Annotated in this window: 18 protein-coding genes and 3 pseudogenes; 9 read left to right on the forward strand and 12 right to left on the reverse strand. The window is 69.3% G+C overall.

All coding sequences use genetic code 11. The features are described 5' to 3' along the window. Positions 1-24 precede the first annotated feature (24 nt). Positions 25-1335: an ABC transporter substrate-binding protein gene (locus tag ACIBJB_RS46445; RefSeq protein ID WP_398940202.1), complete on the reverse strand. Its 1311-nt coding sequence runs from the start codon at positions 1333-1335 to the stop codon at positions 25-27. A 530-nt stretch (positions 1336-1865) separates the two neighbouring features. Here ACIBJB_RS46445 and ACIBJB_RS46450 point away from each other — a divergent pair. The 7 genes from ACIBJB_RS46450 to ACIBJB_RS46480 all read left to right on the forward strand — a co-directional run bounded on the left by ACIBJB_RS46450 (position 1866) and on the right by ACIBJB_RS46480 (position 8199). Next, positions 1866-2903 (forward strand): LacI family DNA-binding transcriptional regulator, encoded by a 1038-nt coding sequence (locus tag ACIBJB_RS46450; RefSeq protein WP_398940203.1) that lies wholly within the window; start codon positions 1866-1868, stop codon positions 2901-2903. Between the two features lie 177 nt (positions 2904-3080). After that, entirely contained in the window at positions 3081-5135 is a 2055-nt protein-coding gene (locus ACIBJB_RS46455; RefSeq protein ID WP_398940204.1) for an RICIN domain-containing protein, read from the forward strand. A gap of 132 nt (positions 5136-5267) precedes the next feature. Further along, positions 5268-5762, forward strand: coding sequence for a MarR family winged helix-turn-helix transcriptional regulator (locus ACIBJB_RS46460; protein ID WP_398940205.1), 495 nt, complete (start codon positions 5268-5270; stop codon positions 5760-5762). Between the two features lie 152 nt (positions 5763-5914). Beyond that, a complete protein-coding gene (locus ACIBJB_RS46465; RefSeq protein WP_398940206.1) occupies positions 5915-6526 on the forward strand; it encodes a DsbA family protein in 612 nt (203 codons plus the stop codon). Between the two features lie 36 nt (positions 6527-6562). Further along, complete coding sequence (locus ACIBJB_RS46470; RefSeq protein ID WP_398940207.1) at positions 6563-7369, forward strand: MBL fold metallo-hydrolase; 807 nt, start codon at positions 6563-6565, stop codon at positions 7367-7369. 2 nt (positions 7370-7371) lie between these two features. Further along, positions 7372-7782, forward strand: coding sequence for a nuclear transport factor 2 family protein (locus ACIBJB_RS46475; protein ID WP_398940208.1), 411 nt, complete (start codon positions 7372-7374; stop codon positions 7780-7782). A gap of 36 nt (positions 7783-7818) precedes the next feature. Next, positions 7819-8199, forward strand: a complete 381-nt coding sequence (locus tag ACIBJB_RS46480) for a nuclear transport factor 2 family protein (RefSeq protein ID WP_398940210.1) — start codon at positions 7819-7821, stop codon at positions 8197-8199. Positions 8200-8353: 154 nt separating this feature from the next. Here ACIBJB_RS46480 and ACIBJB_RS46485 read toward each other — a convergent pair whose 3' ends face one another. The 5 genes and pseudogenes from ACIBJB_RS46485 to ACIBJB_RS46505 form a co-directional block, all read right to left on the reverse strand. Beyond that, positions 8354-8752 (reverse strand): hypothetical protein, encoded by a 399-nt coding sequence (locus tag ACIBJB_RS46485; RefSeq protein WP_398940269.1) that lies wholly within the window; start codon positions 8750-8752, stop codon positions 8354-8356. 101 nt (positions 8753-8853) lie between these two features. Beyond that, a pseudogene (locus tag ACIBJB_RS46490) lies at positions 8854-9003 on the reverse strand (family 1 glycosylhydrolase); the annotation flags it as partial. Between the two features lie 97 nt (positions 9004-9100). Then, a pseudogene (locus tag ACIBJB_RS46495) lies at positions 9101-9277 on the reverse strand (family 1 glycosylhydrolase); the annotation flags it as partial. Positions 9278-9424: 147 nt separating this feature from the next. Further along, positions 9425-10009, reverse strand: a complete 585-nt coding sequence (locus tag ACIBJB_RS46500; protein WP_398940211.1) for a hypothetical protein — start codon at positions 10007-10009, stop codon at positions 9425-9427. 137 nt (positions 10010-10146) lie between these two features. Beyond that, positions 10147-11121, reverse strand: a complete 975-nt coding sequence (locus tag ACIBJB_RS46505) for a GlxA family transcriptional regulator (RefSeq protein ID WP_398940212.1) — start codon at positions 11119-11121, stop codon at positions 10147-10149. A 135-nt stretch (positions 11122-11256) separates the two neighbouring features. Here ACIBJB_RS46505 and ACIBJB_RS46510 point away from each other — a divergent pair, with 135 nt between their 5' ends. Both ACIBJB_RS46510 and ACIBJB_RS46515 read left to right on the forward strand, forming a co-directional pair. Further along, complete coding sequence (locus ACIBJB_RS46510; protein ID WP_398940213.1) at positions 11257-11895, forward strand: HD domain-containing protein; 639 nt, start codon at positions 11257-11259, stop codon at positions 11893-11895. Between the two features lie 51 nt (positions 11896-11946). Beyond that, positions 11947-12867 carry an NADP-dependent oxidoreductase gene (locus tag ACIBJB_RS46515; RefSeq protein WP_398940214.1) on the forward strand — a complete coding sequence of 307 codons (921 nt, stop codon included), beginning with the start codon at positions 11947-11949 and terminating at the stop codon, positions 12865-12867. A 122-nt stretch (positions 12868-12989) separates the two neighbouring features. Here ACIBJB_RS46515 and ACIBJB_RS46520 read toward each other — a convergent pair whose 3' ends face one another. The 6 genes and pseudogenes from ACIBJB_RS46520 to ACIBJB_RS46545 all read right to left on the reverse strand — a co-directional run bounded on the left by ACIBJB_RS46520 (position 12990) and on the right by ACIBJB_RS46545 (position 18664). Further along, positions 12990-13787, reverse strand: coding sequence for a collagen binding domain-containing protein (locus tag ACIBJB_RS46520; RefSeq protein ID WP_398940266.1), 798 nt, complete (start codon positions 13785-13787; stop codon positions 12990-12992). Positions 13788-13826: 39 nt separating this feature from the next. Continuing rightward, positions 13827-15383 (reverse strand): annotated as a pseudogene (locus tag ACIBJB_RS46525) (MFS transporter); the annotation flags it as partial. A gap of 157 nt (positions 15384-15540) precedes the next feature. Then, a complete protein-coding gene (locus ACIBJB_RS46530; RefSeq protein WP_398940215.1) occupies positions 15541-16020 on the reverse strand; it encodes a MarR family winged helix-turn-helix transcriptional regulator in 480 nt (159 codons plus the stop codon). Between the two features lie 58 nt (positions 16021-16078). Further along, complete coding sequence (locus tag ACIBJB_RS46535) at positions 16079-17236, reverse strand: oxygenase MpaB family protein (protein ID WP_398940216.1); 1158 nt, start codon at positions 17234-17236, stop codon at positions 16079-16081. A gap of 98 nt (positions 17237-17334) precedes the next feature. After that, on the reverse strand, positions 17335-18390 hold the full coding sequence (locus ACIBJB_RS46540) for a polyprenyl synthetase family protein (RefSeq protein WP_398940217.1): 1056 nt from the start codon (positions 18388-18390) through the stop codon (positions 17335-17337). Continuing rightward, on the reverse strand, positions 18380-18664 hold the full coding sequence (locus tag ACIBJB_RS46545; RefSeq protein WP_398940218.1) for a polyprenyl synthetase: 285 nt from the start codon (positions 18662-18664) through the stop codon (positions 18380-18382). Before ACIBJB_RS46545 ends, ACIBJB_RS46540 begins: the two co-directional genes overlap by 11 nt. Between the last annotated feature and the right edge of the window lie 40 nt (positions 18665-18704).

An 18704-nucleotide genomic window follows, 5' to 3' on the forward strand; every position in this document is an offset into this window, starting at 1 on the left:
TCGGTAGTCATGTAATCGCTCAGCTCAGCCGGACGCGAAGATCGTCTTCTTCTGGCGCTCGATCGAGGACAGCAGACTGTCGATCCCCTTGGGGTCGCGGACGAACTTCTGCAGCGCGGGCTGCATCACCGTCGAGGTGAAGTCCGGTCGGCTGTCACGGTCCATGAACTGCGTGAGGTGCTTCGCGCCGCCGATCATTTCGTACGCCTTCTTCTGAAGGGCGCTGTAGGCGGAGGTGTCGGCCTTCGAGGAGGCAGCGATGAGGCTCGGGTCGGCCTTCAGGTAGGTTTCCTCGGCCTGCGGCGTGCCAAGGAATTCGAGCAGTTTGACGGAACCGGCCTGGTTCTTGGGCTTCTTGCTGAGCATGATGCCGTCGGTCGGCGCCTCGACGGTGTCCTGCCCGTGCGCCGGGTCGATCTCGGGGAAGGCGAAGAAGTCGAGGTCGTCCAGGTCCGCCTTGTTGGTGAACTGCTGGGCCACGAACATGCCGAGCATGTACATGCCCGCCTTCTTCGCCACCAGCGTCTGGGCGGCGTCCTGCCAGGTACGGCCGACCGCGCCCTCCTGGTGGTAGGGGAGGGTCTCGGCCCAGGTGTCGAACACCTTGCGGACCCTCGCGTCGGTCCACGAAGCCTTGCCCGCCATCAGTTCGACGTGGAAGTCGTAGCCGTTGAGGCGGAAGTTGATCTGGTCGAAGGAGCCCATCGCAGGCCAGGCGTCCTTGTCGCCGTACGCGATCGGGACGAGGCCGTCCTTCTTCATCTGCTTGCACAGGGCGACGTACGCGTCCCACGTGGTGGGGACCTCGTAGCCGTACTTCTGGAAGACGCTCTTGCGGTAGAAGACCGCCCACGGCGACGTGGTCAGGGGCACCAAGTAGTACTTGCCGTCCTGACCCTTACTCAGGTCGTGCATGGCACTGGGGAAGTTGTCGCTGATCGACTTCCACACGTCGTCGATGGGGGTGGCCAGACCCTTGGCCGCGAAGAACTGCATCCGGTACCCGGCGAACCACTGGAACACGTCGTCCGGCGTTCCCTGGAGGTAGGAGTTGATCTGCTCCTGGAAGGTGTTGTGGTCCTTGGTGTTGATGGCGACCTTGATCCCGGACTGCTTCGTGAAGGCCGCGTAGACGTCGCCGTACGCCTTCTTCGGGACGGCGTCGGACGCGTTGGAGCCGACGGTGACGGTCTTGGTGTCCGACGCGGCGGAACTGCCGGCGCAGGCACTCAGCAGGGGGATGCCGGCACCCAGTACCGCGGCTCCGCCGAGTCTGCGGAGCACGGTGCGGCGGCTGGTTCCAGGCATGGGCTGACCGGGGGAGGAACGGTGCATTTCGGCTCCTACAGGGCTGGCGGTACCCAGGCATGGCACGTCAGCCGGACGGGGGTATGACGGAGAGCGGGTCGTCGAGGGACCGTTTGAGGGTCAGTCGAGAACCGGAATCCAACACGATCGAACAAACACGATCGTCGGACGCCAGGAAGCGTGGACGCTCCGTGGACTCACTGTCAAGACTTTCCGTTCGGTAATCCATGACGGACCAGCTTCGGCCACGAGCCCCGTATGCCGGCAGCTGGACGGGACGGACGGGGCCGACATGGCCGACCATCGAACCGGCCCGGGGTCATTAACTGGCGCGTGAGCTGCAGGAATTCATGCCGCGCGTGCCTTCCTCGTGAGTCTCGGCACCTCGCTCCGCCGGCCCGCGGGCCTCGATGTCCATCGCGCCGGACCGCGGGTGGCGTTGCGAGAACTCTTGACGTGCGCTCGCCGGATGCGTACACATTGACCGCGCGGTCAGACCGCGCGGTCATGTATTTTGACCTCGTTCGATGGAGAACACACGGCCATGGGGAGACTTCATGACAACAGGGCTGGAGCGCGGTGCGGGCTCCTCCGCGCCGCGCAGTGAGGACGTGGCCCGCCTGGCCGGCGTCTCACGCAAGACGGTCTCCCGGGTCCTCAACAACGAGCCGTACGTCTCCGACGAGTCCCGCCGACGCGTCCTGGCGGCCGCCGAGGAACTCGGCTACCGGCTGAACCACGCCGCAAGGGCACTGGCCTCCGGCCGTACCCGGTCCATCGGTGTGGTCGCTCTGGCGACAGCCGGGTACGGAACAGCCTCCCTGCTCGTGGGCATCGAACAGGCCGTACGGGACGCCGGTTACGCGCTACGCGTGGTCAACACCCCGGACGGCAACCCGCAAAGCATCGCCGGCGCACTGGAATCACTCCTGGAGCAGGGCGTGGACGGCATCGTCGTCTCCGTACCCGTCGTCGAGGGGGAGGTCCCGCTCGGCGTCGACGTGCCGGTCCTCTTCGTCGGAGCGCCGCCCGCCTTCAGTGCCGCCCGGACTCTGACCGTCGGCGTGGGCGCCCATCAGCTGGCCCGCGCGGCCACGGAACACCTGCTGGACCTGGGACATGTGACTGTTCACCACCTCGCTGGTCCGCGCCGGTGGTACGCCACCAAGGACCGCATCGAGGGATGGCAGGCGGCGCTGGCGGATCGGGGCGCGCACGAGCCGCCCGTGCTGAACGGTGACTGGTCGGCGGCCTCCGGGTATGCCGCGGGCCTCGGGCTGGCCTCGGACCGTTCAGTGACCGCGGTGTTCGCCGCGGGCGACGAGATGGCCATCGGACTGATCCACGGCCTGCGGGAAAGCGGTCGTCGGGTGCCGGAAGACGTCAGCGTCGTCGGTTTCGACGGCAACCCCGTCTTCGCCTACGTCACCCCACCGCTGACCACCGTCCGCCAGCCCTTCGAAGCCGCGTCGAGCGAAGGAATCCGGCTTCTCCTCCACGCCATCGAGAAGCCCGACACCGAACTGCCGCCCGCGAACGACCCACCCGTCGAACTCGTTGTCCGCGGCTCGACGGCACCCCCGCCCTCCCTCTGACCCACCCCACCCCCCTCGTGCCACTGCGGCTTGCCGCGCCGCGCCGATGCGCTCGCGAGCCGTGCCCGGCGTTGTCGCCCGGCTGCCCCCGGCCATGCGCCCAACAAACCCCGCCGCGTCACTCCGAGCCGTTCCGAGCCGGCGGACACCGAAACACACCTTCCCCTGGGAGCCGCAATGTCCCCTGCGCTGACAGACGCCAGACCCGGCGCCGCTCCGCGTTCCCGTCCCGTCTCCTTCTTGTCCCTGGCCTTCGTCCTGCTCGTCTCGGTGATGACCATGGTCATACCCGCCGGGCGGGCGGACGCCTTGGCCCGTCCCTCGCAGACGATGTACACCCCGCCGTCGGGTGCGCCCTCGCCCGGGTCGCTCTACCCGCGGGCGATGCGGATGCAGCACAACGGCTCCGCCAACGGCACCCTCCTCGCGACGTTCGAGCAGTACACCACCGGCACGCCGGTCCTCCCGATCTACCGCAGCACGGACAACGGCAACTCCTGGTCGAAGATCTCCGAGGTCGCCGACACGCAGAACGGCTGGGGTATGCGCTGGGAGCCCGAGCTGTTCGAACTGCCCACGGCGGTGGGCGGTTTCCCGGCCGGCACCATCCTGGCCGCCGGCGCCTCGGTCCCCGCCGACCGCTCGGCCATCAAGATCGATGTCTACGCCAGCACCGACCGCGGACAGAGCTGGACCTTCGTCAGCAACATCGCCACCGGCGGCCCGGCGTTCGACACGAACGGCAACACCCCCGTATGGGAGCCGTTCTTCCTCTACGCCAACGGCAAGCTGATCGTCTACTACTCCGACCAGCGCGACCCCGACCACGGCCAGAAGGTCGTGCACCAGGTCACCACGGACCTCCACACCTGGGGCCCGGTCGTGGACGACGTGGCGATGCCCACCTACAACCAGCGCCCGGGCATGCCCACCGTCGCGAAGCTGCCCAACGGCAACTACGTCATGACGTACGAGTACGGCGGCTCGCCCTCGGGCAACTTCGCCGTCTACTACAAGATCTCCGCCGACCCGGAGGCCTTCAACTCCGTCACGGGCATTCCCCTGCGGTCGACGGACGGCGTGATCCCCACCAGCACCCCGTACATCACATGGCTGCCCACCGGGGGACCGAACGGCACGCTCGTCGTCAGCGCCTACAGCACCAGCGACCTGTTCCTCAACACCCAGAACGGCGCCGCGAACACCTGGACGCGCATCAGCTCCAACGTCGCCGGCGGCTACAGCCGCGGCATGGTGCCCCTGTCCGACGGCCACAGCCTGCTCGTGCTCAGTGGCGGCAGCGGAGGCAGCAACCTCTCCAACCCCGTCACCTACAGCACCATCGACCTGGGTGGCGGCATCTCGGACGGTGCCACCTACACCGTGTCGAACGCGGGCAGCAACCTCATGCTGAGCATCGCGGGCGGGGCCACCGCCAACGGCACGAACGCCACCCAGCAGAACGCCGACAACGCCACCGACCAGCAGTGGCGCTTCGTGCAGCAGAGCTCTGGCTACTTCAAGATCTTCAACGTCGCCAGCGGCAAGGTCCTCGGCGTGGAGAACCAGTCCACCGCCGACGGGGCCAAGATCCTCCAGTGGGACGACAACGGCACGCTGGACCACGAGTGGGCCGTGGCCCCGAACCCGGCCGGCGGTTACAGCCTTACCAACCGTGTGACCGGCAAGTACCTGGAGATCCCGAACGCCTCCACCGTCACCGGCACTGCCGCCGGCCAGTGGAGCGGAACCAGCTGTGCCTGCCAGCGCTGGAACGTCACCCAGACCGCTCTGCCGACGCTGGGCACCGGGCAGTACGTCCTCGTCAACAAGAACAGCGGGAAGTACCTGGACATCCCGCAGGGCTCGACCGCCACCGGTACGGCCACCGACCAGTGGCAGAACTCGGCCTGCTTCTGCCAGCTGTTCACCTTCCAGTCCGCCGGCGGCGGAGCCTGGACCATCAGGAACGTCAACAGCAACCTGAACCTGGACATCCGTAGCGGCTCCACCATCGCCGGAGCCGCCGTCGTCCAGAACACGCCGTCCACCGCCAACTCACAGAAATGGACCCTCGCCGACGCGGGCAACGGCTACTACGAACTCAAGAACGCGGGCAGCGGGTTCAACGCCGCCGTCGCTCAGTCCTCCACCAGCAACGGCGCGGCAGTTGTGCAGTGGAACGACCTGAACATCGACGACCAGTTCTGGAAGATCGTGCGCATCAACTGAACGGATTGACGAGGGGCCTCCTGCCGACTCGGGATCGCGATGCGAACCGAGTGGCAGGAGGCCCTGGGGCACCGTCCCCTACGTACGTGATCGGTACGGTGGTGCCGGGACGACGAGAGGGGCAGTGCGGCCGTGGACGAGGCAGCGGAGATCAGGACGGCGAAGGAGGCCGCCGACCATGAGCTCATCCTGGCCTTCGGGCGACTGCAGGGGGCGGCGAACCGGCTGGAGTACATCCTCGGCCGGGCGCTCGAGGTGGAGTGCGGCATCAGCCATCTGGTCTTCGAGGCGCTGCTGATCCTCGGGCGGGCCGGTCAGCCGGGGCTTTCCATGCGGGCCATCGCGCAGGAGCAGGTCCTGACCACCGGCGGCGCCACCCGCCTGGTGGACCGCATGGAAACAGCCGGTCTCGTGACGCGCGCGGAGTCCCCCGACGACCGGCGCGGGAAGCTGGTGCGCCTGACCCCGCTGGGCGAGGAGACGGCCGTACGCGCTGCCAGGGTGCACCTGGAGAACATCAAGCGGTACTTCGTGGAGCCCCTCCCGGCGGCCGACCGCGAGCGGTTCGCGGAGGATCTGCGGATCCTCAGCCACACGGCCAGGGATGTGCTGCCTCGGCTTCCCTGACCTGCGGACCGGCGACAGCGCAGGTCTAATGGCATGGGCCGCGCTGTTGTGTCCCAGTTCACACGGGTCGAGAAATATCTGACGCGTCAGTTACTGTTTGGTCAGATGAATCGCTCGCAACCGGCGGGCGTCCCTCTCTGCCGAGGTCTTCGATGAAGCTCGTCTACGTCTTCGACGCCTATTGCGGCTGGTCGCACGGATTCACCGCGACCCTGCGCGAGATCGTCTCGCGCCACCCAGACCTGCCGGTCGAGGTCGTCTCCGGCGGTCTGTTCACCGGCGGCCGCCGGGTCCCGATCCGCGAGTTCGGCTACGTCCAGGGGGCCAACGCCCAGATCGCCGAGCAGACCGGTGCCGAGTTCGGTGAGGCCTACGAGCGGCTGATCGCCGACGGCTCGTTCGTGATGGACTCCGAGGCCGCCGCCCGTGGCGTCGCAGCCGTGCGCCAGGTGGCCCCCGACCGGGCGGCGGAGCTGGCCACGGCCTTGCAGCACGCCTTCTACGTCGACGGCCTGAGCCTGTCGGAGGCGGCCACGTACCGGACGGTCGCCCAGGCGGCCGGGCTCGACGCGGACGCCGTCGTCGCCGCCTTCGAAGCGCCCGAGGCCCAGACTGCGGCCCACGCCGATTTCCGCCGCGCGGCCCAGCACGGGGTCTCCAGCTTCCCCACCCTCCTCGCCGTCGACGGCGAGCACGTCGTCCCCCTGGCCCTCGGACACGCCACCGCCGACGAGGTGGACCGGCGTCTCACCAACCTCAACTGACCCCGCACCCTTCCACCCCTCCAAGGAGCCCCGAGCATGAGCGCCCTCGACTTCAAGATCCTCGACCTCGACTTCCCCGCCGGATCCAAGAACAAGACCGCCACCCTCGTCACCGGCGAGACCGATGCCCTGCTGGTGGACGCCGCGTTCACCCGCGCCGACGGCCACCGCCTGGCCGCCGCGGTCCTCGACTCCGGCAAGAACCTCACCACCGTCTTCGTCTCCCACGCCGACCCGGACTTCTACTTCGGCGCCGAGGTGATCGCCGACGCCTTCCCCGACGCGGTCTTCGTCGCCACCCCGATCGTCATCGAGCACATCAAGCACTCCTACGAGGGCAAGCTCAAGGCGTGGGCGGCCCTCGGCCCGAACCTGCCCACCCGCCTCGTGGACCTCACCCCGCTGACCGGCGACCTCACCCTGGAGGGCCACCGCTTCGAGCTCAAGGGCGGCCCGGCGGGTCTGCCCGACCGCCACTACCTGTGGCAGGCGGAGTCCCGCGCCCTGCTCGGCGGCGTTCTGCTGTTCCAGCAGGAGCACGTCTGGGTCGCCGACACCGCCACCCCCGAGTCCCGTGCTGCCTGGATCGACCTGCTCGACGAGATGGCCGCCCTCGACCCGGAGCTGGTCGTGCCCGGCCACCGCCTGCCCGACACCGCCGCCGACGCCTCTGCCATCACCGCCACCCGCGACTACCTGCTCGCCTTCGAGGAGGAGCTCGGCAAGGCGGCCGACGGCGCCGCGCTGACCGAGGCGCTCATCGCGCGCTACCCGGACAACGGCATGCTGATCGCCGCCCAGATCGGCGCGAAGGTCGCCAAGGGCGAGATGAAGTGGGGCTGACCATGAGCGAGTTCGCCACCTCCACCGCACCCGCCGACGTCGTACGGCGCCAGTACCTGGCCTCCGCCGCCGGGGACCTGGAGGCCCTGCGCGCCACCCTCGCCCCGGATGTGGAGTGGACCGAGATGGCCGGCTTCCCGCTGGCCGGCACCTACCGCACCCCCGACGGCGTCACCTCCAACGTCATGGAACAGCTCGGCAAGGACTGGGACGGCTGGACCGCCCACGACGACACCTATGTCGTCGACGGCGAGAACGTCGTCGTCCTGGCCCGCTACACAGCCACCAACAAGGCCACCGGCAAGGCGATCGACGTACGCGTCGCACACCACTTCGTCGTACGCGGCGGACTCATCGTCCGCTTCGAGCAGTTCGTCGACACCGCCCTCGTCCGCGACGCCATGACCGCCTGACACGTTTCCGTTCCATCCGCATGGCGGGAGAACAGCATGTCCGCTGACGACAACAAGGCGCTCGTGATCGCCTTCTACGAGCAGGCGTTCAACGACTACCAGCCGGCACAGGCCGCCGAAGCCCACCTCGGTGACAGCTACACCCAGCACAACCCTGGGGCGCAGGACGGGCCGCAGGCGTTCGTGGGCTATGTCCACTGGCTGCGCGGGCAGTTCCCCGAGCTGCGTCTGGAGATCAAACGCGCGATCGCCGAAGGCGACCTGGTGGTCACCCACAGCAACCTGCACCTCAAGCCCGGCGACCGCGGCATGGCCGTCGCGGACTTCTGGCGCGTCGTCGACGGGAAGATCGTCGAGCACTGGGACGTGGTCCAGGAGGTGCCGGAGAAGAGCGACAACGACAACACCATGTTCTGAGATCCGCGGTGGCATCCGCGCCGGGATCGGGTGCGGATGCCTCTTGGATCTTCGGCCGCAGTGGGAACGGCCCACTTCCCGCGCCATGCGGTTGACCGGCAGCGACCCGGACCTGCGGTGGCGTTCCCGCGATCTGGGCCCCCGCTGATGCCGGTCAGACGACCGGACTCGTCATTCCCTCCGGGTACTCATCCCCACGAGCGTGTTGTCCGGGTGCGGAGGGTAGGGCTCGACACCCTCCGGGCCGACGCACTGGCTGGAGGCCGACCCACTGGCTGGAGTACGACTGCACGCCCACGAAGTCGTCGCCGCGCGCCCCTGCCAGGTAGAGGTCCTCCCAGATGTACTCGAGCTCCCGCGTCTTCTCCTCCCCACCGGGACGGGCGACAAAGGCGCGGCCCGCGACCATCCAGCCGACCTTGGCGCCGGTGTGGTCGCGCAGCACCTCTCGCGCGGCGTGGTGCGCCTCGACGAACCGTGCGCCGATGGCCGGGTCGGGGGCCAGGCAGCGGCGGACGCGGGCCCTCGTTTGTCGAGGGTGGGGCTCTGCCACTCCCCGTCGGCCTGCGGGTTCTGCAGGGCCCACGCCATGCCGGCCATGATGGCCAGCATGTTCGGCTCGTTCATGGTGACGATCCACTCGACGCCTTCGAGGATCGGCGCGACCGTCTCGACGTACGTCCGGAACCGGTCGACCGCGCGCTGGCCGAGCGAGCCGCCCTCCTGGGCGAACCAGAACGGGCTCGTGAAGTGGTGCAGGGTCACGACCGGCGGCAGACCGAGTTCGAACGCCGTGTCGATCATCGCCGGTAGTGGGCGAGTTCGGCCCCGAGACCATGCCGGGGGCGGGCTCGATACGGGCCCACTCGATGCCGAAGCGGTAGGCGTTGAGCCCGGCGTCCGCGAGCAGCCGCATGTCCTCGCGGTACCGGTGGTAGCTGTCGCAGGCGTCGCCGCTGCGCTCCATGCCCGGGATGAGTCCTTCGTTCGCCCAGAAGTCGCTGTTGAGGTTGTTGCCTTCGATCTGGTGCGGTGCCGTGGATGCGCCCCAGAGGAATCCGGGAGCGCGTTCGGTCATCGTCGAGTGCCTTCCCTACGCCAACAGTTACCATGCGGTTGGTTTTCGCTGGCGACGGGGGTGCTTACGCCTGCTTGGCGACGGCCGGGTCAATCATGGTCAGCCGCTCGTCTGCATACCCGGATACCCGGATACCCGGCCTCGCGGTCAAGCGATGCTGCTGTTGCCCGGAGGGCGACGGAGCAGATGCAGACAGACGACCGAGGCGATGACGGTCCGCCGCTCCGAGGCGTCCAGGCCGGAGGCTGTTTCGACAACGTACTGCTGCAACCCGATCCACGCGTCGTGGGTACTCGCAGTGACCCGGCCGAAGACCTCCGCTGCCGGACTGCGATGCGGATCGCTCTCCGTGAGTTGCCATTCGGTGGACAGATGACCTCGCCGCGTGAGGAGGAGCCGGCGTCCTTGCTCCGTCCCGAGGGTCAGCTGCCAGGTCTTGATGAAGCGTTCGGCACCCGCGGTGCCGACCTCCCGGCCCGTGTCGTCGGTGAACCGGAACTCCGCCGGCCCGAACCGCTCGATACGGACGAGGCACTCGCCGGACACCTTCGCGAGGAGGGCGTGCGTGTCGTCGGTGTGTGTGACGTCGGCGAGCAGGGTCCCCTCCACGGTCGAGACGGCCAGAGCCGGTCCCGTGTACCTGCGCCACCGCGAACGCTTCGGCTGCCCCACGACGACGGCTTCCCGTGCGAACAGATCGGCTTGCGCCGACGGTCTTCCGTCCCCCGTCACGTTTTCCCCTTTGAACGAGTACGTTCACTGTGACCGACAACGCGTCCTAATCCCATCCCCGTGACCGCGGTTCGGTGAGTCCGCGCGCTTCAGCCCGAGCCGACGGGTGTCGCCATGGGTACGCCGTCGCCCGGATGCTATCCGGCCTGTTCGCGTCGCGCGGTGGCGAACCGGCGTTGGTACGCGGCGGGGCTGATGGACAACTCCCGGGCGAAGACGCGGCGCAGGCTTTCGTAGCTCGGGAAACCGGCCATGGACGCCGCCTGCGTGGCGGTGTACCCCTGGTCCAGAAGGGACTTCGCGATGTCGAAGCGGATCGACTCGACGTACCGGGCCGGCGTGGTGCCCAGCTCCTCGCGGAACAGCCTGGTGAGGTGCCGCGTACTGACGTTGAGCCGTCCGGCCAGTTCGGCCAGGGAGTAGGGACCGGCGGGGGCCGCCGTCACCAGGTCGACGACCCTGCGCAGGGCGGGCGACCGGGCCGGTGGGCCCTGCAGGGGAGCGGAGAACTGCGATTGGCCGCCCGCCCGATGCAGGTAGACGACCAGCGAGCGGGCCACCTGCCGGCTGATGTCGGGACCGTGGTCCTCCTCGACGAGAGCGAGCGCGAGGTCGATGCCCGCTGTGACGCCCGCCGACGTGTAGACGGTGCCGTCGCGCACATAGATGGCGTCGGGCTCGACGTGGGCCTTCGGGTGCCGGGCGGCGAGTTCGCCGGTGATCTTCCAGTGGGTGGTCGCCTGTCTGCCGTCGAGAAGGCCCGTGGCGCCGAGGACGAAGGCACCGGAGCACACCGAGGCGACTCGGCCGGCGCGGGCCGCCAGATCCCTGGCCGCTTCGGCGAGTTCGCGCGTGACGGGGGTCCTGGGATAGACGTCTCCGCCCGGGATCAGGAACGTGTCGGGGTCCGGCTGCGTGATGGCGCTGCCGTCGACGGCGATCCGCATGCCGATCGACGAGGTGACGTCGGTGCCCGTCGTCGACACCAGGGCGATCCGGTAGTCGGCGCCGAGCAGGTTCGCCTCCCCGAACACCTCGGCGGGACCGGCGACGTCCAGCAGCTTGACGCCGTCGTAGACGAGGACGGCCACCCGATGCGGGCCGGTGCTCACGGGCCCACCCTGGGATGACCGGATTCGAGGGGTTCATGGCCGGACGGAGGCGGCGCCGCGGACCGTGTGGTGGGCACTGTGGAGAACGAACGCAAGGTCCCCTCGTAGTGCATCGCATCGGAAAGCAGGGACGTCATGACGGACATCATCGCAGGAGTGGAGATACCCGAGACATCGGCTGTCGTGGAGGCAACGGAATTTCTTCGTGAGAGGACGAACCCCCTGATCTTCCACCACTCGCGGCGGGTATTCCTCTTCGGCTCTCTGCACGCGCGGGAAAGGGACCTTCGGCCCGATCCCGAGTTGCTCTACATCTCGGCGATGTTCCATGACGCGGGCCTTGTGATCCCGTTCTCCGAGACACAGCAGCGCTTCGAACTGGACGGCGCCGATCATGCACGGAGGTTCCTGCTCGACCACGGGTTTTCCGACAGCGCCGCCGAGGTGGCCTGGAAGGCGATCGCCCTGCACACGACACCGGGGATTCCAAGCCGTATGGAACCCGAGGTCGCCGCGACGAACTACGGCGTGCTGACCGACGCGATCGGCTGGGGGATGGACAGGCTGGAAGTCGACCAGATGGACGAGATCGTCGCCGTTCACCCGCGGGGCGATTTCAAGAAGGAATTCCTGCAGGCATTCGTCGACGGCCTCAAAGACCGCCCCGACACCACCTACGGAACCGTCAACGCGGATATTCTCGAACACTTCGTTCCTGGTTTTCGCCGTGCGTCCATGGTGGAGCGCGTCCTCGACGCTCCCTGGCCACGATGACCGGGCAGCCGCCGGGATCGAGTCACAAGACCCACCGAGAAGGGAACACTCATGCGAGCCACCACTGTCCGGGATCGCAAGGCCGGGCTCACGGGGCTGACCCTGGAGGATCTTCCCCACCCCCACGCCGCCGAGAACGATGTCATCGTCCGGGTGCACGCCGCCGGCTTCACTCGAGGCGAGCTCGACTGGCCCGCGACCTGGACCGACCGTGCCGGCCGCGACCGTACGCCGAGCGTGCCCGGCCACGAGGTCTCCGGCGTGGTGACGGAACTCGGGTACGGGACCACCGGCCTCACCGTCGGCCAGCGAGTCTTCGGACCGACCGACTGGACCCGCAACGGCTCACTCGCCGAGTACGTCGCAGTGGAAGCCCGCAATCTGGCCCCGCTCCCCGCCGACGTCGACCACACGGCGGCCGCCGCACTGCCGATCTCCGGACTGACCGCCTGGCAGGGCCTGTTCGACCACGCCCGTCTCACCACCGGCCAGACCGTCCTGGTCCACGGCGCCGCCGGCGGCGTCGGCTCGATCGCCGTCCAGCTCGCTCACGAAGCGGGAGCCCGCGTGGTCGGCACCGGCCGCTCCGCCGATCGGGACACCGTCCTTGACCTGGGCGCGCACGCGTTCCTCGACCTGGAGGCCGACCCGTGGGAAGACACCGGCCAGGTCGATGTCGTGTTCGACGTGATCGGCGGCGACATCCTCGACCGCTCGGCCGCCCTCGTGCGCCCCGGCGGCACGCTCGTCAGCATCGCCCATCAGCCCACCGTGCGCCCCGACGGCGGACAGGCTGTCTTCTTCGTCGTGGAACCCGACCGCATACGTCTCGCCGACCTCGCCCGGCGTCTGCGGGACGGCCGACTGCGGGTGCGTGTCGGTGCGGTGCGGTCGCTCGCCGACGCACCCGCCGCCTTCACGTCGCGACAGCGTGTCCCGGGCCGCACGATCATTCGGGTCACCGAGGACTGACAGCGGGAGGGGCGACGTAGCCGGCGGCGTCCAACGGTACGGCCACTCCTGCCGCAGCACTCGGGAGCTTGCCGCCGGGTCGGACACGCCTGAACGGAAGGACGTGTCCGACCCGGCGAGTGTCACTCGCCGGGGTGAGCCAGCTCGATGTCGTGGCTTTCCACACCGGAGCCGTGCACGGTCACCTGGGTGGCCTTCGGCGAGTAGCCGGCCGCCGTGACCGTGTACTCGCCGCCGTCGAGGTCGGTGAAGGCATAGCCGCCGTCCTCGCCGGTGGTCGCGGTGGCCACCACGTTGCCGGCCGTGTCGATGAGCGTGACCCGCGCATCGTTCAGCGGTCGGCCCGCGGCTTGGACCAGGCCCCGCACATGCAGGCCGGGGGAGAGTTCGACCTCGGTCCTGGTGACGCCCTGCGCGGCGATCTCGACGGGCAGCGCGATCGGCCGGTAGCCGGCCGCGGTCACCGCAAGGGTCAACGGGCCGGGCACCAGCTCGGCGAAGCCGAAAGTGCCGTCCGTGTCCGTCGGCCCGGCGGCGAGCACATCGCCGCGCACGTCGGCCGCGACCACCATGGCACCGGCGACCGGCTTCCCGAGGTCTGCCGACCTGACCGTGCCGACCAGACCGCTGGTGCCGGAGAGCAGGATGTCGTACGAGACCGGCTCGCCGCCGACCACGATCGTGGACGCCTGCGGCCGGTAGCCCTCGGCGGAGGCGATGAGCACGTAGCTTCCCGCGCCTGGCGCGTCCACCGCGTACGCACCGTCCGAGTGGGCCACCATGCGGCCCACCTGCCGCCCGGCCGGCGAGATCAGGGTGATGACCGCCCGCGGCACGGGTGCCGACTCGGCGCCGATGACGTGCCCGCTGACCGGGACGCCGGCGGAGGTCCGGACGGCGGCTGGGCTCGGCGCGTTCACGTCGTGCCCGGTGTTCTCTTGGGGCCCGTCCTCCCGGCCCCGGAGGCCGAACGCAGCCAAGGCAGCGCCCACGAGGGCGAGGATGCCGGTGACCAGGACGGCGGTGTGGACGCCGTTCATGAAGGCGGTGTGGCTGCCCTCCACCACGGCCGCCCTGAGCTGTGCGGGCATCGCGTCGGAGACCGGAGCGACGCCCATCGCGACCGCGTCCTTCGCCTCCTCGAAGCGAACGGCCGCCGCGTGGGGCACGCCGGCGTCGGTCAGTGAGTCCGTGAGCGTGGAGCCGACGCGGCTGCTGATCAGGGAGACGAGCACCGACGTGCCGAGCGCGCCGCCGACCTGGAGCGAGGTGGCCTGGAGGCCCCCCGCGATACCGCCGTCCTTGACGGGGGCGTTGCCGACGATCGCATCCGAGGACGCGGCCATCACGATGCCGACGCCGAGACCGAGCGCGACGAACGGCGGCCACATGGCGGCGTACGAGGAATCGGCGCTCCACGCCAGCATCGTGAACGCGGCGCCGGCCTGGAGCACCATCCCGAGCGGCATGGTCAGACGCGGGCCGAACTTTTCGGTGAGCTTCGCGCCGAGCGGCGAGGCCACCATGGAGGCGAGGCTGAGCGGCAGGGTGCGCACCCCGGACTCGACGGGCGTGAAACCGTGCACGTTCTGCAGGTACAGCATCACGAAGAAGATCGCGCCGAGCAGGACGAAGAAGTTCAGCGCGGTGACGAACACACCGATGGTCAGGGCCGGGTTGCGGAACAGTCGCATCGGCAGGAGAGGGTGCGCGACGCGGGTCTCGTACCAGCCGAAGAGGACCAGGACGACGACACCGCCGACGATCGCGCCGAGCGTGCCGGCCGAAGTCCAGCCCCACGTCTCGCCCTTGACGACGCCGAAGACGACGGCGATCAGTCCGAGCGCGAGCAACACGACACCGGGCACGTCGAACTTCTCGCTCGCCGCCGCCTCGTTCCTGGACTGCGGCAGCACCACGAGACCGAAGACCAGGGCGATCACGCCGATGGGGGCGTTGATGTAGAAGACGGACTCCCAGTTGACGTGCTGGACGAGCAGTCCGCCGACGATCGGGCCGAGCGCGGTGGCGACGGACGAGATCATCGCCCAGATGCCGACCGCCATGCCGAACTTCTTCGGCGGGAAGACCGCACGCAGCAACGCCAGGGTGTTGGGCATGAGCATCGCGCCGAAGAGGCCCTGCAGGGCCCTGAAGGCGATGACACCCTCGACCGATCCGGCGAGGCCGATCGCGACGGACGCGAGGGTGAATCCGACGACGCCTACGAGGTAGACCGTGCGGCGTCCGAAGCGGTCGCCCAGCTTGCCGCCCAGGATGAGGGCGGCGGCGAGGGCGAGCAGGTAGGAGTTGGTGACCCACTGCAATTCGGCGGTGGTGGCGCTCAGGTCGCGGGCGATCTCGGCGTTGGCGATGGAGACGACGGAACCGTCGAGCCCGACCATGAACAGGCCGAGCGCGACGGCGATCAGCGTCAGCCAGGGGTTGGCGCGAAGACCGCGGGGGTGGGGGTCGGACACGGGCGTGGGCGCTGTGGAAACAGCGGTGACAGGCATGTGTGAGCTGTCCTCGGGACGTACGGCGCGCGTCTGGGGCGCGTGGACATGTGGGGGCGGGCTGCGTGGGGGAGCTGTGTACGGGCGCAGCACACCGGGCCCTGCCGCAGCGGCGGCAAGGGCAGGAGGCGTACGGGGAGCCGGACCGGACGGACGGTCAGGCGGAGTGGTCGCGCAGGCGCCGGGTGAGAGCCTCGAGGGCGCCGAGCGCCGAGCCGAGGGCGTCGCGGTCGCCGTCCGTGAGGGTGCGCAGCGCGGCAGCGAGCTGTCGCGCCGCGACGTCCTCGGCCTGGGCGATGCGCTGACGCGCCTTGGCGGTGACACGCAGGTGCGCGACGCGCCGGTCGGTATCGTCCTGGTGGCGTTCCAGCAGGCCCGCATCGGTGAGGCGGGTGACCAGGGCGCTGACGTTGTTCGGCATCATCCGCAGCGCGTCCGCCGCTTCGTGGACGGTCGCGCCGGCGTGCTCGGCGACGTACTGGAGCAGGGCCAACTGCCGCTCAGGAAGGCTGAGATGGGGCAGTCGCCGGTCGATGCTCTGTTTGACGTACCGGTTCAGCGTGGGCAGGCACGCCACGAGGCCCGCGGCCACCTGGTCGACGCCCTGGCTCGGAGGAGCCTCACTGATTCCGGTCACGACTCCAAGTTACCTATGAAAAGAAACCTATGTCAAAATACTAAATCGCGGCTGACCGTCAGACGGTGGCGGTCGGCGGGGTCCATCGGCGGGTACGGGGCACCGCGCCGGTGATGCCGTAGTCCTTCTTGAGCGTCTCGGGGATCGCGTAGTGCATGACGCGTCCACGGGTGAGGGAGGACAGTTCGAGGACCGTGGTGAGGTGGCCGAGGCGGTCCAGGGCCCAGGCGCCCAGCGGGGAGCGGTCCTCGATGGTCTCCAGGACGCCGAGGAGGTGGGGCACGGCTTTGACGACGGTGTCCCACGAGGTGCGCGGCACGTGGAGCCAGTCGGCGCAGGTGTCGCCGATGAGGTGGCGGATGAGGGCCGAGACGATGGGGTCGAAGAAGGTGCCGGGCACCACCTCCTCGTAGAGGTCGATCAGCTGCTTGGTCAGATGGGCACCCTCCTCGGAGGGGCCCATGTGCCGGACCATGTACAGGTCGAGGAACTGGCGGGCCTCGTCGAGGGTTCGGGGGACGGCGTCCTGGTCGACGCCCAGCATGGCGCCGACGACGCGCCACGCGTAGTAATACGCCTCCGCGCCCTCGGTCGACATGTGGATGCCGAGGCGGTGCAGGCTGTCCAGGACGAGCAGGGAGAAGAACATCTGCCCGCCGATCATGTCCTCCTGACAGATCGGCGTCCCGAGGGCTGCGGTGTCCCAGCTGTTCTCGCGGGTGAGGTGGTGGCGGATGGAGGCGTGCAGGAGACGGACCTTCTGGGCGGCCGGGATGAAGCGGCTGCCGGCCTCGAAGGCGTCGGGCTGCATCAGATGGACGGTGAACTGTCCGGTCTCCGCCATCCGTTTGGACGGGTACTTCAGGCCGTGACTGGCCGACAGCAGTTTCGCCACGTGCGGGACGACGTAGCAGGCCGGCATCGAGGCGAAGGACAACGCGGTGGAGATGTGCACGTTGTTGTCGATGAAGAACAGCCGGGCCCTCTCCATCTCCGCCCAGTCCACCCACGACGGCGGAGTGCGGGTGGATTCGAGGTACTCCCGCGCGACATCCGGCAGACCCTCCGGCAGGGGAGCCCCGGCCGTGGAGACGTACCGCATCAGCGTGTTGAACGTGCCTACCTCCCCGCGTGCGAAGAGCTCGGCGACGGTGGCATCGGCGAGTTCGTCCCCGGTTCGCCGCAGGGCGTCCAGCGATGCGTCGGTGTAGGCCAAGGCAGGGTTCCTCGTCTTCCTCTGGAACGTTCACGACAGGCGGGGTCAGGGGAGGGGGCAGGGCTCGCGCCGGATGCGAGCGGTCTGCATACGGGCGGTCAGGACAGGCGTACCGCCGCGGAATGAGCCAGCGCGGTCAGTCCGCCGACGGCGTACGCCGGGAGATCCAGTTCGTGCAGGACGCCGAGAGCCTCCTCGACCCGTGCCCCGATCATGCTCTCGATGCGGTCGGGCGCCTTCAGTCGGCGCATCACCTCGCGCACCGTGTCCAGCCCCTCCCCGTCCAGGTCGTCGCGGCCCAGCAATGCGTGCAGCAACTCCCGTTCCGCGTCGTCGGCGAGACGCCATGTCTCCGCCAGCAGCGCGGTGGGCCGTCGGCCGCGCACATCGTCGGCGTTGGCCTTGCCGGTGAGCTCGGGGTCTCCGAACAGTCCGAGCAGGTCGTCCCGCAGCTGGAACGCCTCGCCCAGCGGCAGTCCGTACGCGGAGTAGCCCTCGCGCAGCCGTACGCTCGCGCCGGCCAGCGCACCACCTATCAACAGGGGCTGTTCGACCGTGTACTTGGCGGTCTTGTAGCGGATCACCTTCAGGGACGCCTCGGTGTCCGGACCGGCGCCGGTACGCAGGATCTCCAGACACTCACCCGCGATCAGCTCACGGGCCATCACCGCCCACAACGGGCGGGCCCGGACGAGATACGCGGCGGGCAGACCGCTGGCCGCGAACAACTGCCCGGCCAGCGCCATGAGCAGGTCTCCCACCAGCATCGCCAGGGACCGCCCGGCGGCATCGGCGTCGGGACGATCCCCTATGGCCTCGCCCAGGGCGACGTGGGTCGTGGGCCGGCCGTGCCGCAGCGGGCTGTCGTCGATGAGGTCGTCGTGCACGACCGCGGCGGCATGCACCAGTTCCATCGAGGCGGCCGCCCGCACCAGCGCGTCGCTGTCCGGCTGCCCCACCGCCCGCCACCCCCAGTAGCAGAACGCCGCCCGCAGCCGCTTGCCGTGCGCCACCGCCGCCTCCAGCCTCTCGGCCACGGCGGCGAGCATCGGATCGACGGCCGCGAACTCGTCGGCCTCCCGGGCGACGAACCGCCGCAGCACCTCGTCCACGCGAGCCTTGAACAGGGTCGGCTCCCACCGCTCAGACGCCACCGGCGGCCTTCCGGGCGAGGGCGCGCTGGGCGAGGATCTCCAAGTGGGCCGGGGGCACTGCCGCATACCGGTCCAGCACCAGACGCCCACGCGCCACGAGCTCGCGCTCCGCCTCCCCGGCCAGCTCGGTGGCGTCCGACCGGCGCAACAGGCCTCGTACCGTCCCCAGGGCCGAACCCACTGTGCTCACCGCGAGATCGGCCAGTCCGGCAGCCAGCAGGAGTGCCTGGCTGTCGCTGTTCCTGCCTCCGTGCAGTTCCGCATCTCGCGTCACGCCGTCTCCCTCGTCCGTCGTACGGCCAGGCGGCCCTGGG

The sequence above is a fragment of the Streptomyces sp. NPDC050759 genome, assembly GCF_044456945.1.
Lineage (GTDB): Bacteria > Actinomycetota > Actinomycetes > Streptomycetales > Streptomycetaceae > Streptomyces.